A 24,447-nucleotide genomic window follows, 5' to 3' on the forward strand; every position below is an offset into this window, starting at 1 on the left:
AAGTTAATGCACAAATCTGTACTGCGCCAAATCGTAAATCGTAAATTGTCAAATCGTAAATCAAGCGGTTTTCCAGTCCTCCACCGTCCCCGTCTCGGAAGAGAAGCTGACACCTATTTTATATAAGGTGCGCGGGTCGGCTTCGTAGGGTCGGGCGTAGCCTTTCGCCTCTATCTGCGCCAACGCTTCGTCTGCCGTGCCGTCTCGTTTGAACTCGAAGATATAGATATAGTCATCGGTCTCTACGATGCAGTCGGCACGCCCTTGGCTCTGCTCCTTTTCGGTATAGACCGTGTAGACGCTTATCAGGCGGAAAATCAGGTAGAGCGTGTAGTGGAAGAAGCGTTCCTTCTCCGTCTCGCTCTTCTTGCTGCGCATCGAGTAAGGGATGCCGGCGAGGAAGGAGGTGAACAGCTTGCGGAGCTGCTCCAAATCACCGTGTTTCAGAGACTCCACCACGTCTATAACCCAATTCCCCATATTTTCTTTGGATTTCAGGTAATCGGAAGCGATTAAGGACACGAAACCGTTCTTTACTTCATTGTTCGGGAAGTCGAGCAGGAAACGTTCGTATACAGGCTCATATCCTTTGATGGTCAGATAGCCGCTCTGGTAAATCATCGGCAGAGGCTTTTCCACGTCCGCCTTGTAATCTACAAACTCTTCGGGGCGGTAATAGCGTCCGGTCAGTTCGTTCAGGTTTTCTTGTGTATGGTTCAGCAGGCGGATCAGGTAGGTAGGCGTGCCGCTGGCAAACCAATAGTCGCGGAGTGTCTTTTTGGCAAACGCGTTCAACAGGCTGAACGGGTTGTACATGTCCGTCAGGTTGCCGCTGAAGTGATAACCGTCATACCGGTGCTTCAGCATGTCCAGCATCCTTTCTTCAGTAACCTTATATTTCGTGGCCAACACCTTGATAGGTTCGGCAAAATAACGCTCCAGCTCTTCCTGCGTGATGCCGCAGAGCGTTTCATACTGCTCGTCCATGCTGATGTCGCTCGGCTGGTTGAATCCGCTGAACACGCTCACCTGAGAGAACTTGGTCACACCTGTCAGCAGGACAAACTGGAGGTCTTCGTCCGCTAATTTAAAGGTGGAATAGAAACCTTTCAGGATTTCCCTGTGGGCGTCCTCCAGCAGACGCTTCTCTCCGCCTACCGTAGTCGTGTAGCCCGTATCCAGCACATCGAGTATCGGCTTGTCGTATTCGTCTATCAACACCACGCACCGCCTGCCGTACTGCTTGTGCGCCTGCTGCAGCACGTAGGCGAACCGGTCGCCCAATGTTTCCCTTCTTGCATCTTTGCCATATTGGTCTTCCCATGAAGCAATCCTGCCCTCTATCTTTTTCTCCAGTATTCCGGCTTTGGTGAAATTATCTCCGTTGAAGTCGATATGGAACACGGGATATTCCGCCCATTCCGTCTCTAACTTGTCAATGGCAAGCCCCTTGAACAGTTCTTTCCGCCCTTGGAAATAGCATTTCAGGGTAGATACCAGCAGGCTCTTGCCGAACCGGCGAGGGCGGCTCAGGAAATAAATACTACTGCCCTTTACCAGTTGGTAGATTAAATCGGTTTTGTCTACATAGACATAACCGTCCTCTATAATTCTGTCAAAGCTCTGGATTCCTATCGGATACTTCATCATGGCGCATGCTTTTTTGAATACAGATACAAAGAAACGATTTTATTTCGAGAATATCAACCTGCCGCTATAAAAGAGCAGTGTTTTTTTTGATTCCGCAAACATCCCCTGTAGGGGCGTTTGCGGATATTCAATTTTTTTATATCTTTAGAAGCTGTTTTGAATTTATCGTGCGATGATTTGGGATGAGTTTTTGAGGCATTTTCGCTTCTGTGATGAGGAAGATAGCGGGCTATCTGACGAAGAACAGGAGCGGAAAGGACCAAAAAATCGCCCAAAGCACACACGAAAACGAACACATCAAGCCAAGAAAAACTTTTTGGAGAAATTCAAAACAGCTTCTATATCCTAATGTAAACAAAAGCATAAGTCATGACAAAGAAAGAAGCGTTGAAACTTTTTGAGGACAAAAAAGTCCGTACCGTATGGGATGATGAGCAGGAGAAGTGGTATTTCGCCATTGTAGACGTTATTGCCATTCTTACAGACAATGATTATCAAGGCGCAAGAAATTATTGGAAAGTTCTGAAAAACAGGCTCGCTAAAGAAGGCAATGAACCGGTTACAAACTGTAACCGGTTGAAACTCCGTGCGGCAGACGGCAAGATGCGGCAGACGGATGTAGCCGATACCGAACAGCTTTTCCGGATTATCCAGTCGGTCCCTTCGCCTAAAGCCGAACCTTTCAAGCAATGGATGGCACGTGTAGCGTCCGACCGCATTGACCAAATGCAAGACCCGGAACTTTCCATAGACCAAGCAATCATCGACTATAAGCGGCTGGGCTATTCGGACAATTGGATTAACCAGCGCATCCGCAGCATTGAGGTGCGCAAGGAGCTTACGGACGAATGGAAGCGTGGAGGGCTGGAGGAAGGCGTGCAATACGCCTCGCTGACGGATATTATTACGAAAGAATGGAGCGGGCGCACCACGAAAGAGTATAAACGCCTGAAAGGCTTGAAGAAAGAAAACCTGTGTGACAATATGACCAATGTGGAACTGGCTCTTAATACGCTTGCCGAAGCGTCTGCCACGGAGATTTCCAAGCAACGTAACCCGAAAGGCTTCAAGCAGCATGCGGAGGTGGCTCAAAATGGAGGCATGGTGGCAAAGGTGGCACGCGAACAGCTTGAACAGCAGTTAGGGCGTACGGTCATTTCGTCTGCAAAGGCGAGTGATTATTTGCTCCCTTCCGAAGAAACGGAAGAGGACGCATGACTTCTGAAATCCCTACTTTATATGAATTTGACATATCCTCCCCGAAAAAGTAATATATACTTCATCCGCCGATGAATATATACTTCGATGGCAGTTGCAGTATATATTCATCGGCGGATGAAGTATATATTACTTTCTAATGCCTGTATATTGGCGAAATTCGGGACAGCCTGTATGCGGGAAAAGAGGCTCATCCTCTGCAGCGGAGAAGATATGCTGTTGTGGCGGATGTGGTGAAAGATCACTTGATGTCAATCATGTGGATTTTTTCAAGCTCGATGGTTACGTCAATGGAGAGCATGGTGAGGAAATATTTCTTAAAGTCATATTGCTTAAGTATGTTATTCTTGAAATCACCGGTTTCATGGATAATCCCGCATATTTTATCGATTTGATTTTGATAATCTTTATCTTTGTCTTTATCTTTATCTTCTGAAGTGAATATGTCATGTTCATAGCTTAACGTAGTGACTTTAGCATTATCGAACAGACGGTTCCGCGAACGCCTTAATCCGTCGTAGGGCTTGGGGATAGGCTTTTCTTCTTTTTCCCTTTCTCCCTTTTCTTCAATGAACGGAGGAACTATTTTAGCCAAATCGGTATATGCGCCCAGTCCGCCCCTTGTCTTTGTCCAGTCATCCACTTTGCTTATATGTTCGCGTGTCATGATAGATGCGGCGTTTCGGGACGCGTCATAATCTTTGCCGCCGTTTTTTTGAGCCATAATCTTGCCCGTTATGCTGCGGATTGCTTCGATGAGATGCAGAGGCTTGTATACCAATGTGTCCAAATCGTTTTTCACCTCGTCAAGCTTCATGTTCCTGTTTTTCAGATGCATCAGTGTCGTGTCTATTTCTACATCGTAGTTTCGGAACAGCAGCTTCAGTTCATGCATCTTTTGATAGATTTCAGGATCATTGTTGTATTTTTCCAGATGCAATGCATCCTCAGAAAGGATTTTAAGTTTTAGCAAATGTTCTTCCGAGGGGTATTGACCTATTTTCTTCTCCTCTTCTTCCGTTTCATCGGAGGCGGATTCCAAAATCTTTTGGCTGAATGCCAGCGTACACACCAGGTTCCGGTACAAGTGTCTGATCAGGTCGTTGAATTGTCCCTCAAGCACGTTGAGAGAGGCGCGCATCACGTTGTCGGCGGTTCTCTTTGAAGCTTCATAGCCAAGTTTGGTAAACTTATAGCTAATGAATGCAATAACCAAACCGGCAATTGTAAGAAAAATCGTAAAGATTGCAATCTTGACATTCAACTTGTCTATATCGTCCCCGAACATGATTTTAACCTCGTCCATTTTATCTATAGCAGACGAGATTTGAACTTGTATGGCATCTAGGCTCGCTTTTACAGGCTCGGCCTCTTTCGTGATAGAATCGGTTGTTATTGAATCATTTCCGTTTGGGTTGGGGAGTGCGTTTACGGAAAATACACTAAGCGTTGACGCAATGAGGGCGAAAATAAGTTTCTTCATAATGTCTGTTCATTTAAGGGTTTTGGCAAAGATAATCTATTTTTCGAAAAGAAAAAAAAGCGACTCGAAAGAGCCGCTTTTTTTATTTATAGAGTAATGATTAGTGACGAATAACGTTAAACTTAACATCTGCTTCGAGAACAAGTCCCCACTTATCAGTAACTTTAATTGGCAATGTTTCACTTGCAGTAGCTTCAACAGGTTCACCTGTAACTTTGAAGTAACCGTCTTGTGCTTCAATACCAGTTACCGGATTTGCTTCAACTGCATCCTCCGGAGTAACGGCTTTAATGTATTTAGCTTTTGAAGCGTCAAATGTTACATCATATACCTGCGGAGTTTCCCATTTATGAGCTTTATTATCTACTGGCATCAAACTGTATTCAAGAGTATTATAATCGATGAGTTTAATCATTTCATCTGTAATCTTAGCACCCTTAACCAAGTCGTTACCATCAATAGTGATTTCACCATTAGTTACTTCGATTGCGCCTTCGTAAATCGGACTCATCAAGCGGATATTGAATGAATACTTAGTATCTTTTGTATCATTGTACTTCCAGCCTGCGTAGTTGTCTTTACTAACTTTAAGATTCAAGATTTCTCCATAACCACCTGCAGGTTTACCATCTTTTACATAAGCAGCATTAAAGTTAAGAGTCTTAGTGCCAAATCCAGTTTGAGTACCTAACTTGAACAATTCATCTTCCGTCTTATCAGTTTCACCCACTTTATCAGTTTTGCTCAAAGCTGTTACCGTAGCATCATCTACACACTTCGTGAAGTAGTCTTTCAAGTTAACTGCTGTAGAAGGTTTTGTTGGAGGATTAGTTGTTGCATCACCTACATTTCTGAAGTAAGCAGTAATAGTTTCCAATTCAGTGTTATAGAAACCGCTTGCGATTTCGAACAAGTCGCTCAACGGCTCTGCAACGAAGGTCACAGGAACGATAATGTTGTTGACTTCCTGAGAAGAAACATTATTGAATGTAACCTTAGCATAGTATTGCTTGTTAGCTTTCAATGCGTTTGCTTTTTCATATACATTCATCTTAATAGAAGCCAAATCAGCTGCATCTGTAGCTGCAGTCTTACCGTCAGCTTTCAGCAATTGGTAAGCCAAACCTTTACCTGTATTAGAAGCATCTATTACGACTCCATTATCACTTGCGGTAGAAGCTTTACAATCTTCATTATCAAAGATTTCAATAGTAGTATTAGTCAAATCAGTTGCATTGAACCATTCTTGCCATGCTGCGTCACCCAAAGCTTCCTTCATTGTGTTGATGTCGATGCTGAATGCATCATTCTTGTCATTCTTGTCAGACAAGTTGCTCAACGGGAAGGTTACAGGTGCGTATTCAGCTGCTGTATCAACTGCATCGCTCAATGAGATTTCATATTTTGCGACTCTTACATTACCCAATACATCCAAAGTATGAACATACAAAGTCAATGCTTTTGCAGCAGTAGACACGTCCGGACGTTTAGTGATTTGGAATGTACGTGCTTCATCATCGGTCTTAACACCATAATTAGTCGCATCTTTTTCGCTAACTTCGAAATACAAGTCATACAAAGCTGCATCTTCCGTTGCATTTTCAATTGTATAAACTTGGTCTTTGTTTACTTCAACTTCAGCTGCAGTCAAAGTCGCAACCTCTGTACCCAACGTAGCTTTATCATCATCACCCTTATAGCCTTTAATTTGGACAGCAAGCATTCCAACAGCATCTTTTGTTCCAATAGCGACATTGTATGCAGAACGTGCAGTACTATTTGCATTTACAGCATAAGCAATGCAATCATTAATATTATAAGTAGCAGCATCAAGATCAGCAGCTTTAGCTTTCTCTGTCAATTCTTTTTCGAAAGCTTCTCCTTCACTCTTTGTCAGGACTTTCATATCCATAGACAAAGTATATAATCCATTACCATTATAAGCGGCACGACCTTGAGCATCACCAATAGTCAATCCATCATCGTCTATGTCTGTAGAAGTGGCACTTAACGTAACATTGCTTAAGTTTTCGTTCTTCGCATTTGTCAAATAATATTCAACTTCTGTAGCAGGTGCGTCTACCGGATTAATGCGTACGTTCAATTCAGATGAAGTAAAAATAACAGCCTTATCTTCGGGCATTGCAGCTTTTCCAGCCCATTTTTCAGGTTTATTAAAGACAGCCTTAGTAATTGTAAATGTAGAACCCTTTGCTGAATTTGCTTTAGCAACATCAATAGAAGTAATCAAAGAAGCTGCGCTCGGCAATTCAACTTCTTGTTTTGTTCCGTCTGCATCATAAATAGTGAATACGAAGCCTTCAGCTTGGCTACCCGATACAGTTACGCCTGATACAGGAACACCGGTTGATTTGTAAGTACCGTCTTCCTGCAGAACAGACCACATACCATTTTCAATAATTATTTGATCTTGAGTCTCAGTTCCAGGAGCTACAGCAAAATCTTGAGCTACGCCATCGATATACAGAACGCCGTCTTTAACTTCAACGGTGCTGCCTACCTGATCTTCCAAAGTGATAGTTTTCGGTCCTGCAGTCTTAAAGGTAATAACAAGACCTTCAGCAGACTTTTCGACATTGGTAACATAGTCACCATTATCAACGGCACTCTGCAATTCACTTACAGCATTCTTCAATTCTGTAAGTTCCGTGCGCAGACCGTCGATGTCATCATCATAGTCTTTACAAGAGGTAAAAGTTCCTGCCGAAGCGAACAGAAGCGCTCCGAACAGCAGTGCACTTAAATACTTTTTTCTCATAACAAAATAAATTTAATTTATAAATTAAAAAACTCAAATCGTTCTAACTCAAGTCGTTACATACACCGCCGAATCCGACCGAAACCCCTGATTTTCAGCCCCGTCAGTATTCGCGCCGATAACTGAACCGGCTTCTTTAATGTGTTGATAATGAATGATATGTAATTCGTGATTTAAGGTTTTATAACAGAACGGCGCAAATCTGTGCCGGTTTGTTGGTCTAAAAGCCAGACCAACAAACCGGAAATTGTTGATAATGAGGACTCTTTGAGCCTTATTTGAATGAGAATCTTATATTGTGAAAGATTGTTATCGGTAGATTAAAGTAGAGAGATAATTTTCCGAAAACATTTCGTTTGCGATGTCTTGCAATTGTCCGGCGGTAAGGGCTTCGATGCGGCGGAACACTTCTTCTTTGTTTTCGTAATGCTTGTAATGCAAGAAACATTTCGCCATGTCGAGGGCGTTATTCTCAAAGTTGTCACTTGCTACGCCGATTTGCCCGATGATTTGCTTCTTTGCCGCATTCAGGCGGGAATCGGTCAACGGCTGTTCGCGAAGCTTACGCAACTCCCTTTGCACCAGTTCGATGCAACGGTCGGCATCTTCCGGGTCGCATCCGAAATAAATGCAGAACGTACCTGTATCGGTATAGGCGGTCAGATTGGATTCTACGTTATACACCAACCCTCTTTTTTCGCGCAAAGCGACATTCAACCGGCTGTTCATGCCCGGCCCGCCCAGAATATTATTCAGCAAGTAAAGTCCTGTACGCCGTTCGTCGTATGCGCTATAGCCACGCCCGCCTATCATGACATGTACCTGATGCGTGTCTTTGTGCACCGTGACTTGGCGCGGCACATAAGGTCCGGGAGCCTGGCGGACATAGTTTTCCACTTTGCCGAAAGGAATCATCGCCGTGACCTTCTCCATGGTGCGTACGATGCGGTTGAAGTCCAGATTCCCTTGCACGAAAAAGACCAGATTGTCCGGCTTGTAATAACGTCCCACAAAGTCCAGCGCATCCTCGCTCCGGAAGTTCCGAAGCTGTTCGGGCTTGCCCAAGATGTTTCTTCCCAGCGGGTGATTGGGAAAAATCAGTTCCTCGAAATCATCGAATATCAGTTCTGCAGGACTGTCTTCGTAGCTTTGTATTTCGTCGATGATGACTTCTGTCTCCTTCTCGATTTCGTTTTGCGGGAACGTGCTGTTGAATACGATATCGGTCAGCAGTTCCGCAGCGCGCAGGAAGTCTTCTTTCAGGAAAGCGCTATAGATAACGGTCTCTTCCTTGTTGGTATAGGCATTCAGTTCTCCTCCCACATTCTCCATCCGGTTCAGGATGTGCCATGCATGGCGTTTGCGTGTTCCTTTGAATATCAGGTGTTCCACGAAATGCGCCATGCCTTGCTCGTCTGCCCGTTCATCCCGAGTGCCGGCATCCACGGCGTAACCGCAGTATGCCACATTTATCGGATTCGGTTCGTGAACAATACGTATTCCATTGGGTAAAGTCGCTGTCTGGTAGCCCATATTCTTTTGGTTTAGCATAAATTCGGCTGCAAAAATACAATAATCCTCATTGTGTTTGCAGAAAAAATGCAGATATTTGCAGGTAAAACGAAAGAATTTAAATACTGAAAAAGCATGGACAAAATAGCACTGTTCTGTTCCGCATCCGATGCGATAAATCCTGTTTATGCCGAAAAGGCAAAAGAGTTGGGCGATTGGATAGGCGAACATCATAAATGGCTGATATACGGAGGTTCGAATACCGGACTGATGGAATCCGTAGCGGAAGCTGCCAAGGCGAAAGGCGCAATGATTATGGGTGTAGTCCCTACCAAGCTGGAAGAACAAGGCAGGGTAAGCGACAAGCTGGACGTGACATTCCGTGCCGTAACCCTGAGCGACCGGAAAGACATCATGCTGCAAGAAGCTGACGTAATGGTTGCTTTGCCGGGCGGTGTAGGGACATTAGACGAGGTTTTTCACGTCATGGCTTCGGCAACCATCGGCTATCACGGGAAACAGGTCATCTTTTATAACGTCAATGGCTTTTGGGACGATATTCTCCGGTTCTTTGCCAAACTGGAAACGGCACATTTTGCCCACCGGCCGTTGAAACAATACTATAAGGTGGCGAATACATTCGAAGAACTGACTAAACTGTTAGCATAATTATGAGAAAGATAATAGGCATAGGAGAAGCCATCCTCGATATTCTTTTCCGCAATAACCAGGTTCAGGCGGCTGTTCCGGGCGGTTCGGTATACAATGCCCTGATATCGCTGGGCAGGATGGGCATGGACGTCACTTTTATAAGCGAAACAGGAAACGACCCTGTGGGAAAAATCATTCTGGAGAATATGCGTGCCAATGGCGTGCATACCGGTTGCGTCAATGTGTTTTCCGAAGGGAAATCGCCCGTCTCTTTGGCTTTTCTTAATGAGCAGAACGATGCCGGATACGTCTTTTATAAAGATTACCCCAGCCGGCGTTTAGACGTGGCTCTGCCCGATATTCAAGAAGACGACATTGTGATGATGGGCTCTTACTTTGCCGTTACGCCTGCGTTGAGAGAGAAAGTGAAGGAATTGCTCGACTTGGCACGCGAGCGGGGCGCCATTGTCTATTACGATGTGAATTTCCGTAGCGCTCATGCCCATGAAGCCATCAAGCTGATGCCCTTTATCCTCGAAAACTTCGAATATACCGACATCTTGCGAGGCTCTGCCGAAGATTTCCGGAACCTGTTCGGGCTGGATGACCCGAAACGCATTTACCGCGAGAAGGTGGATTTCTATTGCAAATCGTTTATCTGCACCGACGGACCGCACGACATAAGCCTTTTCACAAAGAACTTCGCCAAGCAATACCCCGTACCTCAGGTGAAAGCGGTAAGCACTATCGGGGCGGGCGATAACTTCAATGCAGGTGTAGTCTACGGGCTGATAGCCAACCGCATCCGCCGTTCCGACCTCGATAGCCTGAACGAAAAAGACTGGGACGACATCATTGCGTGCGGAACGGCGTTCGGAAGCGAAGTGTGCCAAAGCATGTCCAACTCCGTTTCCCTTGAGTTTGCGAAGAATTTCCGCAGATAGTTTTTCGCCACAGATTACACATTTAAATTTACTATTTTTCGATTTACGGAAAATAGTACGATTGCCAAATCGTAAATTTAAAAATCTGTGTAATTCTGTGGTGAAATGGTGAAACTCAAATCATGTGATTCGCTTTAAGCCATCTCTTGCCCGGTGGCGTAAGACACCATAAAAGAAATACCGCACATGGTATTCCTACCATTCCTAAAATAATCAGTGTTCCCATTTATTTTTCCTCCTTCTTTTGATTTGTCAATAGTAATCCGGCAATAAGCAAAATTGCCGCTACAGTGCCGCTAATCGTATAAATCAGCCATCGCATATCCTCCAGATCTTTTACCAGTGATGCAATAAATACACCGGTTAAAAAATACTTGGAAACATCTATCAGATAGTTCCCTAATTTCTCTTTCCACATAGAATTGTATCTGTTTGTGCAAATATACAATTAAATTCTGAAAATCAGCGGGCAATTCCGCTAAAATCACTATCTTTGTAAGTCATTAAAAGCCAGTTACGATTATGGAAAGCAGAGACCTCAAAGACAGATACGTCAACCCGTACACCGACTTCGGTTTCAAGAAACTGTTCGGTACAGAGATAAATAAAGACTTGCTTATCAGCTTCATCAACAGCCTGCTCCATGGCAGGGAAGTGGTGAAAGACCTTACTTACCTCAATACCGAACACCTCGGCACCAGCGAAGCCGACCGCCGTGCCGTGTTCGATGTGTATTGCGAGAACGAGAAAGGCGAGAAGATACTCGTTGAAATGCAACGGGGTATCCAGCAGTATTTCAAAGACCGCAGCCTTTATTATGCTACCTTCCCTATCCGTGAGCAAGGGCAGAAAGGGGAATGGGACTATCGGTTGAAGTCTGTATATATCATTGGTATCCTTAATTTTACATTTGACAAGGACAATGACGATTATTACCACCACGAAGTGCAATTGTTGGACAATCAGACCAAGGAAGTCTTCTACGACAAGCTGACCTTCATCTATCTGGAGATGCCCAAGTTCAATAAGACCGAAGATGAACTGAACGGCATGTTCGAGAAATGGCTCTTCGTGCTCCGCAACCTTTCGCGCCTGATGGAACGCCCCAAAGCCTTGCAAGAGCGCGTCTTCACCAAACTCTTCGAAGCCGCAGAGATTGCCAAGTTCACCAAGACCGAATACGACAATTACGAAGAAAGCCTGAAAGTCTACCGTGATTGGAAAAATATGATAGTTACGGAAAAGAAGATCTCATGGGAAGAAGGGCATGAAATAGGAACTGAAGAAGGAGAAAAGAAAAAAGCAATTAAAACGGCACGGGCAATGAAAGCTGACAACGAGCCTATTGCTAAAATTATGAAATATACGGAACTGTCTGAAGAAGAAATTAATCAACTATAAAAAACGATTGTTTTATGGATATAGATGTAAAACCCTCCGACTTCGGTATAGACCATTTCTTAGAACCCGAAGAAATCAATCAGCTGACCGTAGCCGAATACAGAGAATACGAAAGGAAACTGAGAAATTACCGCGATTGGAAAAATACGATTGTAACGGCTAAAAAGATGGCCTATGAAAGAGGATTTAAGGAAGGAATGGCAGAAAAATTAAAGGAACGAAATGTTCCTATTGAGGAAATAATTGAGCGTACCGGCTTAACTGAACAAGAAATAGCCGCCCTCTAAAACACGACCGCCCGTGTAGCCCTGCACATACGGCTGCATCAGCCTGCGCAACCGCTTGCGTAGCCCGATGCAGCCGTATGTGTTTCCCGTCACATCAATACGTATATAGTAGAACAAAATTGAAAATGAATTCCGCAATTCATTTCTGATTGTCCATAGCACAAATCCATACCGTGCATGGCGTAACTCCCAATTCGTATTATATAATATAAGGAGTGAAAAACACCATACGGAACGGGGCGGATGTGACAAAGTCATTGCACAAATCCGCCGATATTGCGCAATGCCTTTGCTGTTCTGTTAATAAATACAAAAACAAGCGAAGTTTTTGTTAGAATGTATTTTTGTATAAAATAAAACTTTTACATTTGTGCCTTGAAAGTTGTCTTCTAAAACAAATTTTGTGAATGAAAACCTTTTGAAAGCAAGGAGATGCGTATCCGGATACGTATTCTCGGCGTGAGTAAAGAGGAAGAGTTCTATGGTAAAACTGCTTTATCCCAGAAACCGGATGCTTAGAAGCTGATTTGGTCAGTTATCGGCGCGTTTACTGACGGGGCTGAAAATCAGGGGTTTCGGACGGATTCGGCGGTACGTGTAACGGCTTGAGTTAGAACGATTTGAGTTTTTTAATTTATAAATTAAATTTATTTTGTTATGAGAAAAAAGTATTTAAGTGCACTGCTGTTCGGAGCGCTTCTGTTCGCTTCGGCAGGAACTTTTACCTCTTGTAAAGACTATGATGATGACATCAACGGTCTGCGCACGGAAATTACTGATTTGAAGAGCGCAATCACTGAATTGCAGAATGCTGTTCAGAACGGTAAGTATGTTACCGCTGTGTCAGGCAATGGAAATGTCATTACCTTTACTTTTAGTGATGGTACTACTACTCCGATTACTGTAGAAACCGAAAGTGGAGAACCTTCTCAGACTGTGACCATCGGTGAAGACGGTGAAGTAATTATCAATGGTGAAGGAACCGGATATTACACAACCAAGACTCCGACAGAAGCTGAAGTAGAAGCTGGTTTGGTTAAGAAAGGTGCAAATGGAACTTGGGAAGTATTGGGCGAAGACGGTGAGTATACAGACACTAAGATCCCTGTATCAGGTATCTCTGTATCAGGTAGCGATGCTGAAGGCTATACCTTTACTGTTGTAAATGCTAATGGCGAATCTCAAATTGTAAAATTGCCTTCTGTTGCTTCTGCAATTACTAACATTGACTTTAAAGACGCTACAGGTGTAGAAATTGTTACCAATACAAGAGCAGACGGTACTATACTGAAAAAAACTGATGGTACAACTAATGTCAATGATGGTACTGATGGCAATAACTTCACTTTCTCTCAGACAATATTCAAATATCGTAATTTCCCGACAGGCTTTAAAGCAAGCGACTGGAAAGGTAACAAGGCATTGCCAGCTGATGAAAGCGTTATTCTGTCATCTGAAAGTTCAATTGATGTACGTATTGACCCTGTTGGTGCAGATGCAACTTTGGTTTCATATACACTGACTAATACAAAGAATCAAGACGCTCCGGGTCTGACATTGAAAGCTGTTGCGGAAAGCGGTAAAGAACCGTTGACTACAGATAAAGTTCAAGGTCGTGCAGGAAACTTGGGCAATGGTTTGTATACTCTTTCTATGGACAATAAAGTCCTGACAAAAGACGAAGCAAAGAGCATTTTGGATAATGGCCTTGAAGATATTAATCCTCAGACTGCATACGCTGTAAATGCCGCTCACGCTGCACGTTCTAAATATGCATTGAATATCATCGAAGCTCAAGCACCGAAGTTGACACAATTGACCTTTACGCAAGGAAGCGATGTTAAAATAACTACTGGTGACATAACTACCACAAATTCCTTCGATGCAACAGGTGAGACTCCTAATGATGCAACAACAGGAGATGCACCTATTAAGGTTGGTGTACCTGTACAAGTAGCTGGCGTTTATGACAAAGCTGTATACGACATCTATTTGGAAGTTGCAGATGAAGATGCAAAATTCAATGTAACTTTCGATCAAGACAAACACACATTCACTATTGGTCAAAATCCGGATTGGGCTACCAGAATTGTAGACTTGGATGTCATTGTTCATAGTGTAGCAACTGACGGTCATGTATATACAACTACAGTAACAGTTCGTCTTGACAGCGAATACAACACAGCAGCTGATTACCAGCCTGTAACTCATAACATTGCTGTGGCTAATCCGAACGATAATGTTCAATACTTCGACTTGCAGACTATGAAGGATGGCTTCCAGTCACAAGACGATTTGGATAGCTGGATTAAGAATGTCAACCTGAGTGGTACTTCATACGAAGTCTTCACTGATGAAGCTTGCAGCGCAAGTAAGAAAGTTGTTAATATCAGCAAGTTAGACTTTGACATTGTTAGTGAAAAGAAGACAGACGCAAGTGTAGTACAAACTGGCGAAAAGGGTGCTTCTGCTAACTTCGTTCGTATGATGGTTAATAACACTGTATCTGACAACTTGACTCTTGACAAGCAATATTATGTGAAAGTAACATTCCGTGATGGCGCTTCTAGCGCAAATACAGCTGATATCTTCAACAGCATTGTAATACCTGTAACGTTTACCGCTCCTACTGTAGCAGAACAGTTCACTATCTCTACGAACTATCAGAATGGAACGGCTAATTCTATCAAGGCATACTACAATGTATGGGAAAGTGCTAATGGTATTGATGTTAATGAAATCGACTTGGTAACATTCTTCACAAAAGACGGTTACGATAAGTATGCAACATTGACATTAGACACTGATGAAAAGGTTGCAGAATATGGTTCATTCAGCAAGTTAACTTCTAATGACTTAGCAAAATTGGAGATTATCACAACTGGCGATAAGGTTGTTGGTAATACTACTATTGAGTTGAATAAGACTAAGACTGCTAACAACGATTTGGTATTGAATGACAAGACTAACCGTGAAGTAGGTTATGGTAAGGCTCTGACTATTACCGCTGAAAATGACCACTATGCTAACACTGAATGGAAGTATCCTGAAAAGGCAGAATATACAGACTACACATTCACTGTAACTGTATTGAGCCCGATTTACGAAGGTGTTATTGCAGCAACAGACGGAAGCAAGAACTTGACTGTAATTGCTAATAGCGAAACAGGTACAGATATCACGAAAGATATGATTAATTTGACCGACTACGCTAACAACAAGTACAATGTTGTTCCTGATGCAAGTGTTCCTAGTGATAAGACATTAACTAACTCAGAATTCAATAAAGCAGACGTATGGTCGCATAAACAAATTGAAAATGTTTGGGTAGATGAAACCGGTAAGAACAACTACATCAAGGAAATCAAGTTGAGAGGATTGAATGCTAAGGATCCGGACAATATTATTCCGGGTGCTATTACTGTTATCGCTCAACCAATTGCAGAGTTTACAGAACCTACTGAAGTTACAGTTCATGTAAAAGACGTTTGGGGTTATGTAACTTCTCAACCGCTGAACATGACATTGATCAAAGCCGAATAATCCTAACCGATTACTCTATAAATAAAAAAGCGACTCGAAAGAGCCGCTTTTTTTGTGTTTACTTGCGATACTATTACCAATGTTAACCTGTCACATTGGGTTTGTAATCTGGCGTGACAGAATTTCACATTTCACTCAATGAACTGTAGGGGCGTATCGCATACGCCCTGAAAGCATTCGCGTGGATAAGTTTGTGCATTCGGGCGTATGCGATACGCCCCTACATGGACTGTTTACGAAATTCATAAATAATGCGAATCAGGAGTTAAACGTAGTTATGTTTCACAGGAGTTATCACTTCGTTCAGGAGTTAAAGGCCAATAGCTTAACTTCTGAAAGCGGTGCAAAAGGTATTGGCATCTAACTCCCAGCCCGCACTGGCGGGCGATAACTACCTATAACTCCCTTTTAACTCCTGATTGGCATAAATAGTAAATCGTAAATAGTCAAATCGTAAATCAGACCGTTTTCCAGTCCTCCACCGTTCCCGTCTTGGAAGAGAAGTTCACTCCTATTTTATATAAGATGCGAGGGTCGGCTTCGTAGGGGCGGGCATAGCCTTTCGCCTCTATCTGTGCCAACGCCTCGTCTGCCGTGCCGTCTCGTTTGAACTCGAAGATGTAGATGTAATTGTCCGTCTCCACGATGCAGTCGGCACGTCCCTGGCTTTGCTCCTTCTCGGTATAGACCGTATAGACGCTTATCAGGCGGAAAATGAGGTAAAGCGTGTAGTGGAAGAAGCGTTCTTTCTCCGTCTCGCCCTTCTTGCTCCGCATTGAATAGGGGAATCCTTATCCTATTCTAATGCACTGAAACTGTGGTTTTGATATGCTGAAACTGTAGTTTCAGTGCATTAAAACTAAAGTTTCAGTATATCTAAACTTCTCTGAAACCAAACCGTGTGATGTAAGCTAATTATTTACAATGGCTTATGCATGCCGTGGTCCCTTCTTCTCCAGCCGTTCTTTCTCCTTTCCGGATGCCAATGCTTGCCGGCAAGGAATATTTAACACTTTAGCGGTATCAACGTATGTTTTTATTCGTATCTTTGAAAAACATGAACTTTAAAAAGCAAACAGATATGAACGCAAATCCTATTTTCAGTTTGTACGTACCGACCAAGATATTGTTCGGATGCGGTGAGATAAAGAAGTTAGCTACCGAGACGCTTCCCGGAAGGAAAGCCATGATAGTCATCTCAGGCGGAACATCCATGAGAAAATACGGATACCTGGATAAAGTAATAGGATACCTGACCGAAAACGATGTATCTGCCATTGTGTACGACAAGATACTCCCTAACCCGATTAAGGCACACGTGATGGAAGCCGCGGCTATCTGCCGTGAGCAGAAGTGTGATTTCATCATCGGCCTGGGAGGCGGAAGCAGCATCGATTCAGCCAAAGCCATTGCCATCATGGCATGCAATGACGGGGATTATTGGAATTATATCGTAGGCGGAAGCGGCAAGGGGCGTCCCGTGACGAAAGCCCTTCCGGTTGTTGCCATACCTACCACCGCGGGCACGGGGACCGAGGCTGACCCCTGGACGGTAATCACTAACGAGGAGAAGCAGGAGAAAATCGGTTTCGGATGTCCGCTGACTTTCCCCGCCCTTTCGATTATCGACCCTTCCCTGATGCTTACGGTTCCCCCTCACTTGACCGCTTATCAAGGTTTTGATGCATTCTTCCATGCCGCCGAAGGCTTCTTGGCGAACTGCGCTACGCCGATAAGCGACCTGTATGCGCTGGAGGCCATCCGCCTGCTTTACAAGTATCTGCCTGTAGCCGTGAACGACGGGCGCGACCTGAAGGCACGTGCCAAGGTGGCATGGGCAAGCACCCTTGCCGGGCTGGTGGAAGCTACCTCGTGCTGCATTTCAGAGCATTCGATGGAACACGCCATGAGCGCTTATTATCCCGAACTTCCGCACGGGGCGGGGCTGATAGCCATCAGTGCGGCTTATTTCGAGACGTTCCGCAACGATAGCATGAAGCGTTACATGAAGATGGCTGAGGCGATGACCCAGCAGAAGAGCAACCGTCCGAGCGATTTCATCGATGCGCTGCTCCGGATGCAGAAAGAATGTCGTGTAGACGAGATTAAGTTGAGCGATTGGGGCATCAAGCTGGAGGATTTCCCGAAGATGGTTCAGAATGCGCGCGAAACCATGGGCAATCTCTTTACGCTCGACCCGCGCCCGTTGACCGATGAAGAAGTTTTGGGCATTTACCAGAAGTCTTATAAATAAGGCAGATGAGGGATTTTATTTGAACACAGAGGCACGGAGGCACAGGGATTTTATTCTGATATACTAGAAGCTGTTTTGAATTTCTCCAAAAAGTTTTTCTTGGCTTGATGCATCCGTTTTCGTGTGTGCTTTGGGCGATTTTTTGGTCCTTTCCGCTCCTGTTCTTCGTCAGATAGCCCGCTATCTTCCTCATCACAGAAGCGAAAATGCCTCAAAAACTCATCCCAAATCAGCGCACGATAAATTCAAAACAGCTTCTATACGAGAGATATTTTCTCTGTGCCTCCATGCCTCTGTGTTCAAATATGTGTTCCGTATCAAAGCGCTTGTTCTTCTTCGGTCCGCTTGGCGTGCGGATAGTCGATGGTATAGTGCAAGCCCCGGCTTTCTTTGCGTTCCATTGCCTGGCGGGTAATCAGATAGCCTACATTAATCATGTTGCGGAGTTCGCATATCTCGCGCGAAGCCTTTACGCGTTTGAAGAGGCGTTCGGTCTCTTCGTACAAGATATCCAGGCGGTTCCATGCACGTACCAGGCGGAGGTTGCTCCGCACGATTCCCACGTAGGCTTCCATGATTTGGTTCACCTCTTTCATGCTTTGGGTAATCAGGATACGCTCTTCGTTGTTCATCGTTCCTTCGGCATTCCATTCCGGAATATCCTCGTTGAAATCGTACCGGTCGAGTACGCTCAAGGCATGACGGGCGGCAGAGTCGGCATAGACGATTGCCTCTATCAGGGAGTTGGAAGCCAGGCGGTTTCCTCCGTGCAGGCCGGTGCACGAGCATTCGCCCAAGGCATACAGGCGCTTGATGCTCGATTGTCCGTCGAGGTCTACCTTGATGCCTCCGCACAGATAATGGGCGGCGGGTGCTACGGGGATATAGTCTTTGGTGATATCGATGCCCAGGCTGAGGCATTTCTTATAGATGTTCGGGAAATGCTTCTTGGTTTCTTCGGGGTCTTTATGGGTTACGTCGAGGAATACATGGTCTTCTCCCCTTTGCTTCATCTCGCTATCGATGGCGCGGGCTACGATGTCGCGTGGAGCCAGAGACAGGCGCGGGTCGTATTTCTGCATGAATTCCTCACCCGCCAGGTTGCGGAGCACGCCGCCGTATCCCCGCATGGCTTCCGTAATCAGGAAGCTGGGGCGGTCGCCCGGATGGTACAGGGCGGTGGGGTGGAACTGGATGAACTCCATATCCTTCACGATGCCTTTGGCGCGGTAGACCATTGCGATGCCGTCTCCGGTAGCCACCAGCGGGTTGGTCGTATGGCGGTAAACCGCTTCGCATCCGCCTGTAGCCATTACCGTCACCTTTGAGAGGAAGGTGTCGACTTCGCCCGTGGCTTCGTTCAATACGTATGCGCCGTAGCACTTGATGCCCGGCGTATGGCGGGTGACGATGATTCCCAAGTGGTGCTGGGTGATGATTTCCACGGCGTAGAAGTTGGTGAAGACGGTGATGTTCGGATGCCGCTTCACTTCTTCTATCAGGCTGGTCTGTATCTCGGCGCCGGTGTTGTCTTTGTGATGCAGGATGCGGAACTCGGAATGCCCGCCTTCGCGGTGCAGGTCGAACTCTCCGTCCTCCTTTTTATCGAAGTTCACCCCCCATTGGATGAGTTGTTCGATTTGGGCGGGTGCGTTGCGCACCACTTTCTCTACGGCGGCGCGGTCGCTTATCCAGTCGCCTGCGACCATGGTGTCATGAATGTGTTTTTCGAAATTGTCCACCTTCAGATTGGTCACAGAAGCGATTCCTCCTTGTGCAAAATAGGTATTGGCTTCTTCCAGTCCGGCTTTGCAAATCAACGCGACCGAACCTTTATGCGCCACTTTGAGCGCAAAACTCATTCCGGCAATCCCTGAACCGATAACGAGAAAATCAAATTTCCTTATCATAGATACTACGTATATGTTGGATGCAAAACTACAAAAAAACTCCTATGCCCGTATGCCGCTCTCTTCTTTTTTTCGGCTGAACTTGCCGTTTTCTCTAAATTATTTACTATCTTCACCGAGAAATACGAAAATGAGCAAGATAATGTACAGGACATTCCATTCGAAAGTAGGCTGGTGGTATTGGCTTCTCATGGGCGTTACCGCTTTCCTGCTTTTGGATTTCTTTTGGTTCCATCACACGGTCCTCATGATTCTGACGGCCGTGGCAATGGTGTTCGAGATTGAAATGCTGATTCATACGTGCTATATCCTTACGGAAGACGGGAGGCTGCGGATAGAAAGCGGGCGTTTTGTTCCGGACACCGAAATCGAAATCCGTTCGATAACAGGCATGAGGCGGGTGAAGTCGTGCTCCCTCGCTCCGGCATTGTCCGTGGAGCGGATTGAAATCGCCTATCGGAAAGAAGGGAAAGAAAACGCCGTGCAGGTATCTCCCCGCCATGCCGGGGACTTTATGGCATGGGTGCAAAAGAAAATGAATGCAGATAATAAACCGAATACAGAATAAAAACAAAAGCGTTATGGCAAAATCATTTAGAGTCCGGAAAATCTCGTACCAGTGGGTTTCCCTCATCGTGGTACTGGCATTGGCGATAGTCTGGCTCTGCTTGGACAGGGAAAATTATTGGGGCTTGTTCGGCTTGCTGGGTCCGTTGGGGTTGACATTAGACCAGCTCCTGGTCCGTATCCAGATAAGGGACAACGGGGATGTATGGATTCGCCGCGGGTTTACCGGCGTACAGCGCCTGCACGGCATATCGAAGCTGATTTACCGCAAGCAGGCATGGAAGAGCCAGCAGATTGTGTTGCGCCACACCAAGGGGCATGCCACGGTGGATCCGAAAGACCGGCGGGAGTTTATCTCCTGCATGAAAGAGGCGAATCCGATGATGGAGTACGTAGAAGAATAAACGAACCTTACATAGAAGAATACCATGAAATACCAAGTAGCGATTATCGGAGGGGGACCTGCCGGATATACCGCCGCCGAACTTGCCGGAAAGGCGGGACTCAGTGTGGTCTTGTTTGAGAAGAACAGCGTGGGAGGCGTATGCCTTAACGAGGGCTGCATTCCTACGAAAACGCTCTTATATGCATCGAAGCTTTATTATAGTTGCGTGAACGCCCGCAAGTATCATGTAAGTGCCGATGCAGTTACGTGCGATTTGCCGAAGATGGTGGCGCGCAAGTCGAAGGTGGTGCGCAAGCTGGTGCTGGGCATCAAGGCGAAACTCACCGCGGCGCATGTCACATTGGTGAGCGGAGAGGCGTTCATCGTAGACAAGCATACCGTGCGTTGCGGCGAAGAGACGTATGCGTGCGAAAACCTGATGTTGTGTACGGGAAGCCGGACGGTTATCCCGCCCATTCCGGGCATTGATAAAGTGGCATACTGGACACATCGCGAAGCGCTCGACAACAAGGAAGTCCCCCAGTCGCTGATTATCGTGGGGGGAGGCGTTATCGGAATGGAGTTCGCCTCGTTTTTCTGCGATTTGGGCGTGAAGGTGACCGTGATTGAGATGATGGACGAGATACTGAACGGCATCGACCGGGAGATAGCCGCTTTGCTCCGTGCCGGATATGCCAAGCGGGGCGTGGATTTCAGGCTGGGCGCCAAGGTCACCCAGCTGAAGCAAGGCGATTCGGGCGTCTATGTATGTTATGAGTCATCGGGCGTGGAAGATTGTGTCGCGGCGGAACGGTTGCTTTTGAGCGTAGGGCGCCGTCCGGTGACGGAAGGTTTCGGGCTGGAGAACTTGGGGCTGGAAACTACAGAGAGAGGCTGCATCAAGGTAGACGGGCAGCTCCGCACTTCTGTTCCGGGCGTGTATGCATGCGGAGACCTGAACGGGGTTTCCCTCTTGGCGCATACGGCGGTGCGGGAAGCCGAAATAGCCGTGGGGGCAATTCTGGGCAAAACGGACACGATGAGCTACCGCGCCATACCGGGCGTAGTGTACACGCATCCCGAAGTGGCATCGGTAGGGAAGACCGAAGAAGCCTTGCAAAAAGAAGGCACCACATATCGGGCAATCAAGTTCCCGATGACGTATTCCGGACGGTTCGTTGCCGAGAATGAGGGCGAGAACGGTTGGGTGAAGGTATTGGCGGATGCCGATAATAAGGTGCTGGGTGTGCATCTGTTGGGAAATCCGGCTTCCGAACTTATCGTGCTGGGCGGCATGCTGGTAGAAGACGGAGGTACGTTAGACGCCTTCCGGCGGTATGTATTTCCGCATCCCACGGTGGGCGAATTGTTCAGGGATTTGTGATTGGCATGTATAACATGAAATGATGATAGGATAGAAAGAAATTAATACGATTGATAATTAAATAATTATCTGCGTAAATCCGCGTTAATCCGCGTTTCAAGAAAAAAATGATTAAGAAGAGTTTATGAGAAAACTGGGCTTACTGTTATTGCTTTGGGCAGGAATATTCCGGCTATACGGGCAGGACATCACCGTCCGGCTCGATTCGTTGGTTTCGTCTTCTGCCCTTTTGCAGACGTCCGAAGTGGGCATTTCGGTCTTCAACCTGACCCAAGGCAAGCCGGTGTATGCCTATCAGGACCGGAAACTGTACCGTCCCGCTTCGGTAGAGAAAGTGATTACCTCGGTCACGGCTTTGGCTCGGCTGGGCGAATCGTATACGTTTGATACCCGTCTGGCATATACCGGAACCATAGGGCAGGATAGTGTCTTGCACGGAGACCTGATGCTGATAGGAGGCTTCGACCCCGAATTTATGGAAGAAGATTTGGATGAACTGGCGGAAGCGGTTCTCCGGGCAGGCATCCGCAGCATCGAGGGGAAACTGGTGGCGGATGTGTCGGTGATGGATTCCGTGTATTGGGGCTCGGGCTGGGCATGGGACGACGCGCAATATTCGTTCCAGCCCTATCTGTCTCCCCTGATGCTCAACCGGGGGTGTGTGAGCGTATCGGTAAAGCCTGCGCAAAGAGGGCACCGTCCCGAGGTGGAGGTCACTCCCGAATCGGATTATTATGTCATTGATAACCGTGCCGTGAGCCATATCCCCCATTGTGGAAGGTTGAGAATCGAGCGCGACTGGATGCATAACGAGAATGCGATTCACATCACGGGGAACGCCAACCGTGCCTGCGGGCAATTGCTGAGCATGTTTTCTTCTCAGGATTTCTTTGTGCATACGTTCGCCTATAAGCTGAGGCAAAAGCGCGTCGGTCTGGATTCGTTGGCGTATGGGATTTGTCCCGAAGAGGCTACCTATATATATAAGGTGTCCCGTCCGCTGGAAGCGGTATTGAAGCGTGCCTTGAAGAAGAGCGATAACCTGTGTGCCGAGGCTTTGTTCTATCATTTGGCGATTGGCGGTTCGGAGCGGAAAGGCATCGGTGCGGAAGATGCGCAAAAGGCGGTAGAGCGTTTCATGCGGCATCAGATTAAGAAAGAGCCGGATGACTATAGCATTGTAGACGGAAGCGGCGTGTCGATGTACAATTACATTTCGCCCGACCTGTTGGTGGAATACCTGAAGTATGCCTATGCCCACAAAGAGGTATTCGAGCCTTTCTATGCAGCCTTGCCGATAGCGGGTGTAGACGGGACCCTCCGTTATCGGATGCGGAAAAGCAATGCCTTCCGCAACGTACATGCCAAGACAGGAACCGTAAAGGGGGTCAGTTCGCTTGCCGGATATGTCCGTTCGGCAAAGGGGGACTTGCTTGCGTTCGCTATCATTAATCAAAATATATTAAGCGGAAGAAAAGCACGTCTTTTTCAAGATAAGATTTGTGAAATTTTGGCACAATAATAAAAGAATTTGTATATTTGTGCACGTTACCGGATTCCGTGCCCACAGACCATACGGATAAAGGCAAAACGATTTAGTTACTTAATTTAATATTAAAACTTAAAAAAACATTATGGTTAATTTTTCATTAGAGGGTAAGGTAGCTCTTGTAACAGGTGCTTCTTACGGTATCGGTTTCGCTATTGCTACTGCTTTTGCTCAAGCAGGTGCGACGATTGTGTTCAATGATATCAAACAAGAATTGGTAGACAAAGGTTTGGCTGCTTATAAGGAAAAAGGCATCACCGCACATGGTTATGTATGCGATGTAACCAATGAAGAAGCCGTAAACGCTTTCATTGCACAAGTGGAAAAAGAAGTGGGCGTTATCGATATTCTGGTAAATAATGCAGGTATTATCAAACGTATTCCGATGTGCGATATGACAGCTGCTGAATTCCGTCAAGTGATTGATGTAGACCTGAACGCTCCGTTCATCGTGTCGAAAGCCGTTATTCCGGGCATGATTAAGAAAGGTCACGGAAAGATTATCAATATCTGCTCTATGATGAGCGAATTGGGCCGTGAAACTGTATCTGCATACGCAGCTGCTAAAGGCGGTCTGAAGATGCTGACCCGTAACATCGCTTCTGAATACGGCGAATACAATATCCAATGTAACGGCATCGGCCCGGGTTACATCGCTACTCCGCAGACCGCTCCGTTGCGCGAACGTCAGGCAGACGGCTCTCGTCACCCGTTCGATGCATTCATCGTAGCGAAGACTCCTGCTGCCCGTTGGGGAACTCCTGAAGACCTGATGGGTCCGGCTGTATTCCTGGCATCAGATGCATCCGACTTCGTAAACGGCCATGTATTGTACGTAGACGGCGGTATCTTGGCTTACATCGGCAAGCAACCGAAATAAAAATCAAGTCGTTTCATTCATAATAATTACGGGAAGCCTTCTCTTTTTTC

At 45.9% G+C, this 24,447-nt stretch carries 19 protein-coding genes and 1 pseudogene; 13 read left to right on the plus strand and 7 right to left on the minus strand.

All coding sequences use genetic code 11. The features are described from left to right. Positions 1-60 precede the first annotated feature (60 nt). The gene (locus BACSA_RS12100; RefSeq protein ID WP_041584397.1) at positions 61-1,647 is read right to left on the minus strand and encodes an ATP-binding protein; all 1,587 of its coding nucleotides are present in this window, start codon (positions 1,645-1,647) and stop codon (positions 61-63) included. 175 nt (positions 1,648-1,822) lie between these two features. Here BACSA_RS12100 and BACSA_RS19385 point away from each other — a divergent pair, with 175 nt between their 5' ends. Further along, complete coding sequence (locus BACSA_RS19385) at positions 1,823-1,999, plus strand: hypothetical protein (protein ID WP_169311456.1); 177 nt, start codon at positions 1,823-1,825, stop codon at positions 1,997-1,999. Positions 2,000-2,019: 20 nt separating this feature from the next. Next, a complete protein-coding gene (locus BACSA_RS12105; RefSeq protein ID WP_013618381.1) occupies positions 2,020-2,868 on the plus strand; it encodes a BRO-N domain-containing protein in 849 nt (282 codons plus the stop codon). A gap of 241 nt (positions 2,869-3,109) precedes the next feature. Here the strand turns inward: BACSA_RS12105 and BACSA_RS12110 are convergent, their stop codons facing one another. From BACSA_RS12110 to BACSA_RS12125, 3 genes are all read right to left on the minus strand, one after another. Further along, on the minus strand, positions 3,110-4,351 hold the full coding sequence (locus BACSA_RS12110; protein WP_013618382.1) for a hypothetical protein: 1,242 nt from the start codon (positions 4,349-4,351) through the stop codon (positions 3,110-3,112). 100 nt (positions 4,352-4,451) lie between these two features. Then, positions 4,452-7,130 (minus strand): hypothetical protein, encoded by a 2,679-nt coding sequence (locus BACSA_RS12120; RefSeq protein ID WP_013618383.1) that lies wholly within the window; start codon positions 7,128-7,130, stop codon positions 4,452-4,454. Between the two features lie 309 nt (positions 7,131-7,439). Then, entirely contained in the window at positions 7,440-8,663 is a 1,224-nt protein-coding gene (locus BACSA_RS12125) for a M16 family metallopeptidase (protein ID WP_013618384.1), read from the minus strand. Between the two features lie 114 nt (positions 8,664-8,777). On the opposite strand from BACSA_RS12125, the gene BACSA_RS12130 reads away from it, so the two are divergent. Continuing rightward, the gene (locus tag BACSA_RS12130) at positions 8,778-9,311 is read left to right on the plus strand and encodes an LOG family protein (protein WP_013618385.1); all 534 of its coding nucleotides are present in this window, start codon (positions 8,778-8,780) and stop codon (positions 9,309-9,311) included. Positions 9,312-9,313: 2 nt separating this feature from the next. Further along, complete coding sequence (locus tag BACSA_RS12135; protein WP_013618386.1) at positions 9,314-10,237, plus strand: carbohydrate kinase family protein; 924 nt, start codon at positions 9,314-9,316, stop codon at positions 10,235-10,237. Between the two features lie 226 nt (positions 10,238-10,463). On the opposite strand, the gene BACSA_RS12140 is transcribed toward BACSA_RS12135, so the two are convergent. Further along, positions 10,464-10,655: a DUF6722 family protein gene (locus tag BACSA_RS12140; RefSeq protein WP_013618387.1), complete on the minus strand. Its 192-nt coding sequence runs from the start codon at positions 10,653-10,655 to the stop codon at positions 10,464-10,466. A 104-nt stretch (positions 10,656-10,759) separates the two neighbouring features. On the opposite strand from BACSA_RS12140, the gene BACSA_RS12145 reads away from it, so the two are divergent. From BACSA_RS12145 to BACSA_RS12155, 3 genes are all read left to right on the plus strand, one after another. After that, on the plus strand, positions 10,760-11,638 hold the full coding sequence (locus tag BACSA_RS12145; RefSeq protein WP_013618388.1) for an Rpn family recombination-promoting nuclease/putative transposase: 879 nt from the start codon (positions 10,760-10,762) through the stop codon (positions 11,636-11,638). A gap of 14 nt (positions 11,639-11,652) precedes the next feature. Then, on the plus strand, positions 11,653-11,925 hold the full coding sequence (locus tag BACSA_RS12150; RefSeq protein ID WP_013618389.1) for a hypothetical protein: 273 nt from the start codon (positions 11,653-11,655) through the stop codon (positions 11,923-11,925). Between the two features lie 657 nt (positions 11,926-12,582). Beyond that, the gene (locus tag BACSA_RS12155) at positions 12,583-15,468 is read left to right on the plus strand and encodes a hypothetical protein (RefSeq protein WP_013618390.1); all 2,886 of its coding nucleotides are present in this window, start codon (positions 12,583-12,585) and stop codon (positions 15,466-15,468) included. Between the two features lie 458 nt (positions 15,469-15,926). Here BACSA_RS12155 and BACSA_RS12160 read toward each other — a convergent pair. Next, positions 15,927-16,253, minus strand: a pseudogene (locus BACSA_RS12160) (PD-(D/E)XK nuclease domain-containing protein); the annotation flags it as partial. A 296-nt stretch (positions 16,254-16,549) separates the two neighbouring features. Between BACSA_RS12160 and BACSA_RS12165 the strand changes: the two are divergent. Next, entirely contained in the window at positions 16,550-17,722 is a 1,173-nt protein-coding gene (locus tag BACSA_RS12165; protein ID WP_013618391.1) for an iron-containing alcohol dehydrogenase, read from the plus strand. A gap of 317 nt (positions 17,723-18,039) precedes the next feature. Here the strand turns inward: BACSA_RS12165 and nadB are convergent, their stop codons facing one another. Further along, on the minus strand, positions 18,040-19,632 hold the full coding sequence (nadB, locus tag BACSA_RS12170; protein WP_013618392.1) for an L-aspartate oxidase: 1,593 nt from the start codon (positions 19,630-19,632) through the stop codon (positions 18,040-18,042). Between the two features lie 130 nt (positions 19,633-19,762). Here nadB and BACSA_RS12175 point away from each other — a divergent pair, with 130 nt between their 5' ends. From BACSA_RS12175 to BACSA_RS12195, 5 genes are all read left to right on the plus strand, one after another. Continuing rightward, the gene (locus BACSA_RS12175) at positions 19,763-20,200 is read left to right on the plus strand and encodes a PH domain-containing protein (protein WP_245546543.1); all 438 of its coding nucleotides are present in this window, start codon (positions 19,763-19,765) and stop codon (positions 20,198-20,200) included. Between the two features lie 13 nt (positions 20,201-20,213). Then, positions 20,214-20,603, plus strand: coding sequence for a hypothetical protein (locus tag BACSA_RS12180; protein ID WP_013618394.1), 390 nt, complete (start codon positions 20,214-20,216; stop codon positions 20,601-20,603). A gap of 24 nt (positions 20,604-20,627) precedes the next feature. Then, positions 20,628-21,968, plus strand: a complete 1,341-nt coding sequence (gene lpdA, locus BACSA_RS12185) for a dihydrolipoyl dehydrogenase (protein ID WP_013618395.1) — start codon at positions 20,628-20,630, stop codon at positions 21,966-21,968. 124 nt (positions 21,969-22,092) lie between these two features. After that, positions 22,093-23,490, plus strand: a complete 1,398-nt coding sequence (gene dacB, locus BACSA_RS12190; RefSeq protein ID WP_013618396.1) for a D-alanyl-D-alanine carboxypeptidase/D-alanyl-D-alanine endopeptidase — start codon at positions 22,093-22,095, stop codon at positions 23,488-23,490. A gap of 112 nt (positions 23,491-23,602) precedes the next feature. After that, on the plus strand, positions 23,603-24,397 hold the full coding sequence (locus tag BACSA_RS12195; RefSeq protein WP_013618397.1) for a gluconate 5-dehydrogenase: 795 nt from the start codon (positions 23,603-23,605) through the stop codon (positions 24,395-24,397). The last annotated feature ends 50 nt before the right edge of the window (positions 24,398-24,447 follow it).

It is taken from the genome of Phocaeicola salanitronis DSM 18170, assembly GCF_000190575.1.
GTDB lineage: Bacteria > Bacteroidota > Bacteroidia > Bacteroidales > Bacteroidaceae > Phocaeicola > Phocaeicola salanitronis.

Coding starts and splice junctions, on each gene's coding strand:
- BACSA_RS12100 (WP_041584397.1), bottom strand. CDS start 1,647: ATGAAGTATCCGATAGGAATCCAGAGCTTTGACAGAATTATAGAGGAC.
- BACSA_RS19385 (WP_169311456.1), top strand. CDS start 1,823: ATGATTTGGGATGAGTTTTTGAGGCATTTTCGCTTCTGTGATGAGGAA.
- BACSA_RS12105 (WP_013618381.1), top strand. CDS start 2,020: ATGACAAAGAAAGAAGCGTTGAAACTTTTTGAGGACAAAAAAGTCCGT.
- BACSA_RS12110 (WP_013618382.1), bottom strand. CDS start 4,351: ATGAAGAAACTTATTTTCGCCCTCATTGCGTCAACGCTTAGTGTATTT.
- BACSA_RS12120 (WP_013618383.1), bottom strand. CDS start 7,130: ATGAGAAAAAAGTATTTAAGTGCACTGCTGTTCGGAGCGCTTCTGTTC.
- BACSA_RS12125 (WP_013618384.1), bottom strand. CDS start 8,663: ATGGGCTACCAGACAGCGACTTTACCCAATGGAATACGTATTGTTCAC.
- BACSA_RS12130 (WP_013618385.1), top strand. CDS start 8,778: ATGGACAAAATAGCACTGTTCTGTTCCGCATCCGATGCGATAAATCCT.
- BACSA_RS12135 (WP_013618386.1), top strand. CDS start 9,314: ATGAGAAAGATAATAGGCATAGGAGAAGCCATCCTCGATATTCTTTTC.
- BACSA_RS12140 (WP_013618387.1), bottom strand. CDS start 10,655: ATGTGGAAAGAGAAATTAGGGAACTATCTGATAGATGTTTCCAAGTAT.
- BACSA_RS12145 (WP_013618388.1), top strand. CDS start 10,760: ATGGAAAGCAGAGACCTCAAAGACAGATACGTCAACCCGTACACCGAC.
- BACSA_RS12150 (WP_013618389.1), top strand. CDS start 11,653: ATGGATATAGATGTAAAACCCTCCGACTTCGGTATAGACCATTTCTTA.
- BACSA_RS12155 (WP_013618390.1), top strand. CDS start 12,583: ATGAGAAAAAAGTATTTAAGTGCACTGCTGTTCGGAGCGCTTCTGTTC.
- BACSA_RS12165 (WP_013618391.1), top strand. CDS start 16,550: ATGAACGCAAATCCTATTTTCAGTTTGTACGTACCGACCAAGATATTG.
- nadB (WP_013618392.1), bottom strand. CDS start 19,632: ATGATAAGGAAATTTGATTTTCTCGTTATCGGTTCAGGGATTGCCGGA.
- BACSA_RS12175 (WP_245546543.1), top strand. CDS start 19,763: ATGAGCAAGATAATGTACAGGACATTCCATTCGAAAGTAGGCTGGTGG.
- BACSA_RS12180 (WP_013618394.1), top strand. CDS start 20,214: ATGGCAAAATCATTTAGAGTCCGGAAAATCTCGTACCAGTGGGTTTCC.
- lpdA (WP_013618395.1), top strand. CDS start 20,628: ATGAAATACCAAGTAGCGATTATCGGAGGGGGACCTGCCGGATATACC.
- dacB (WP_013618396.1), top strand. CDS start 22,093: ATGAGAAAACTGGGCTTACTGTTATTGCTTTGGGCAGGAATATTCCGG.
- BACSA_RS12195 (WP_013618397.1), top strand. CDS start 23,603: ATGGTTAATTTTTCATTAGAGGGTAAGGTAGCTCTTGTAACAGGTGCT.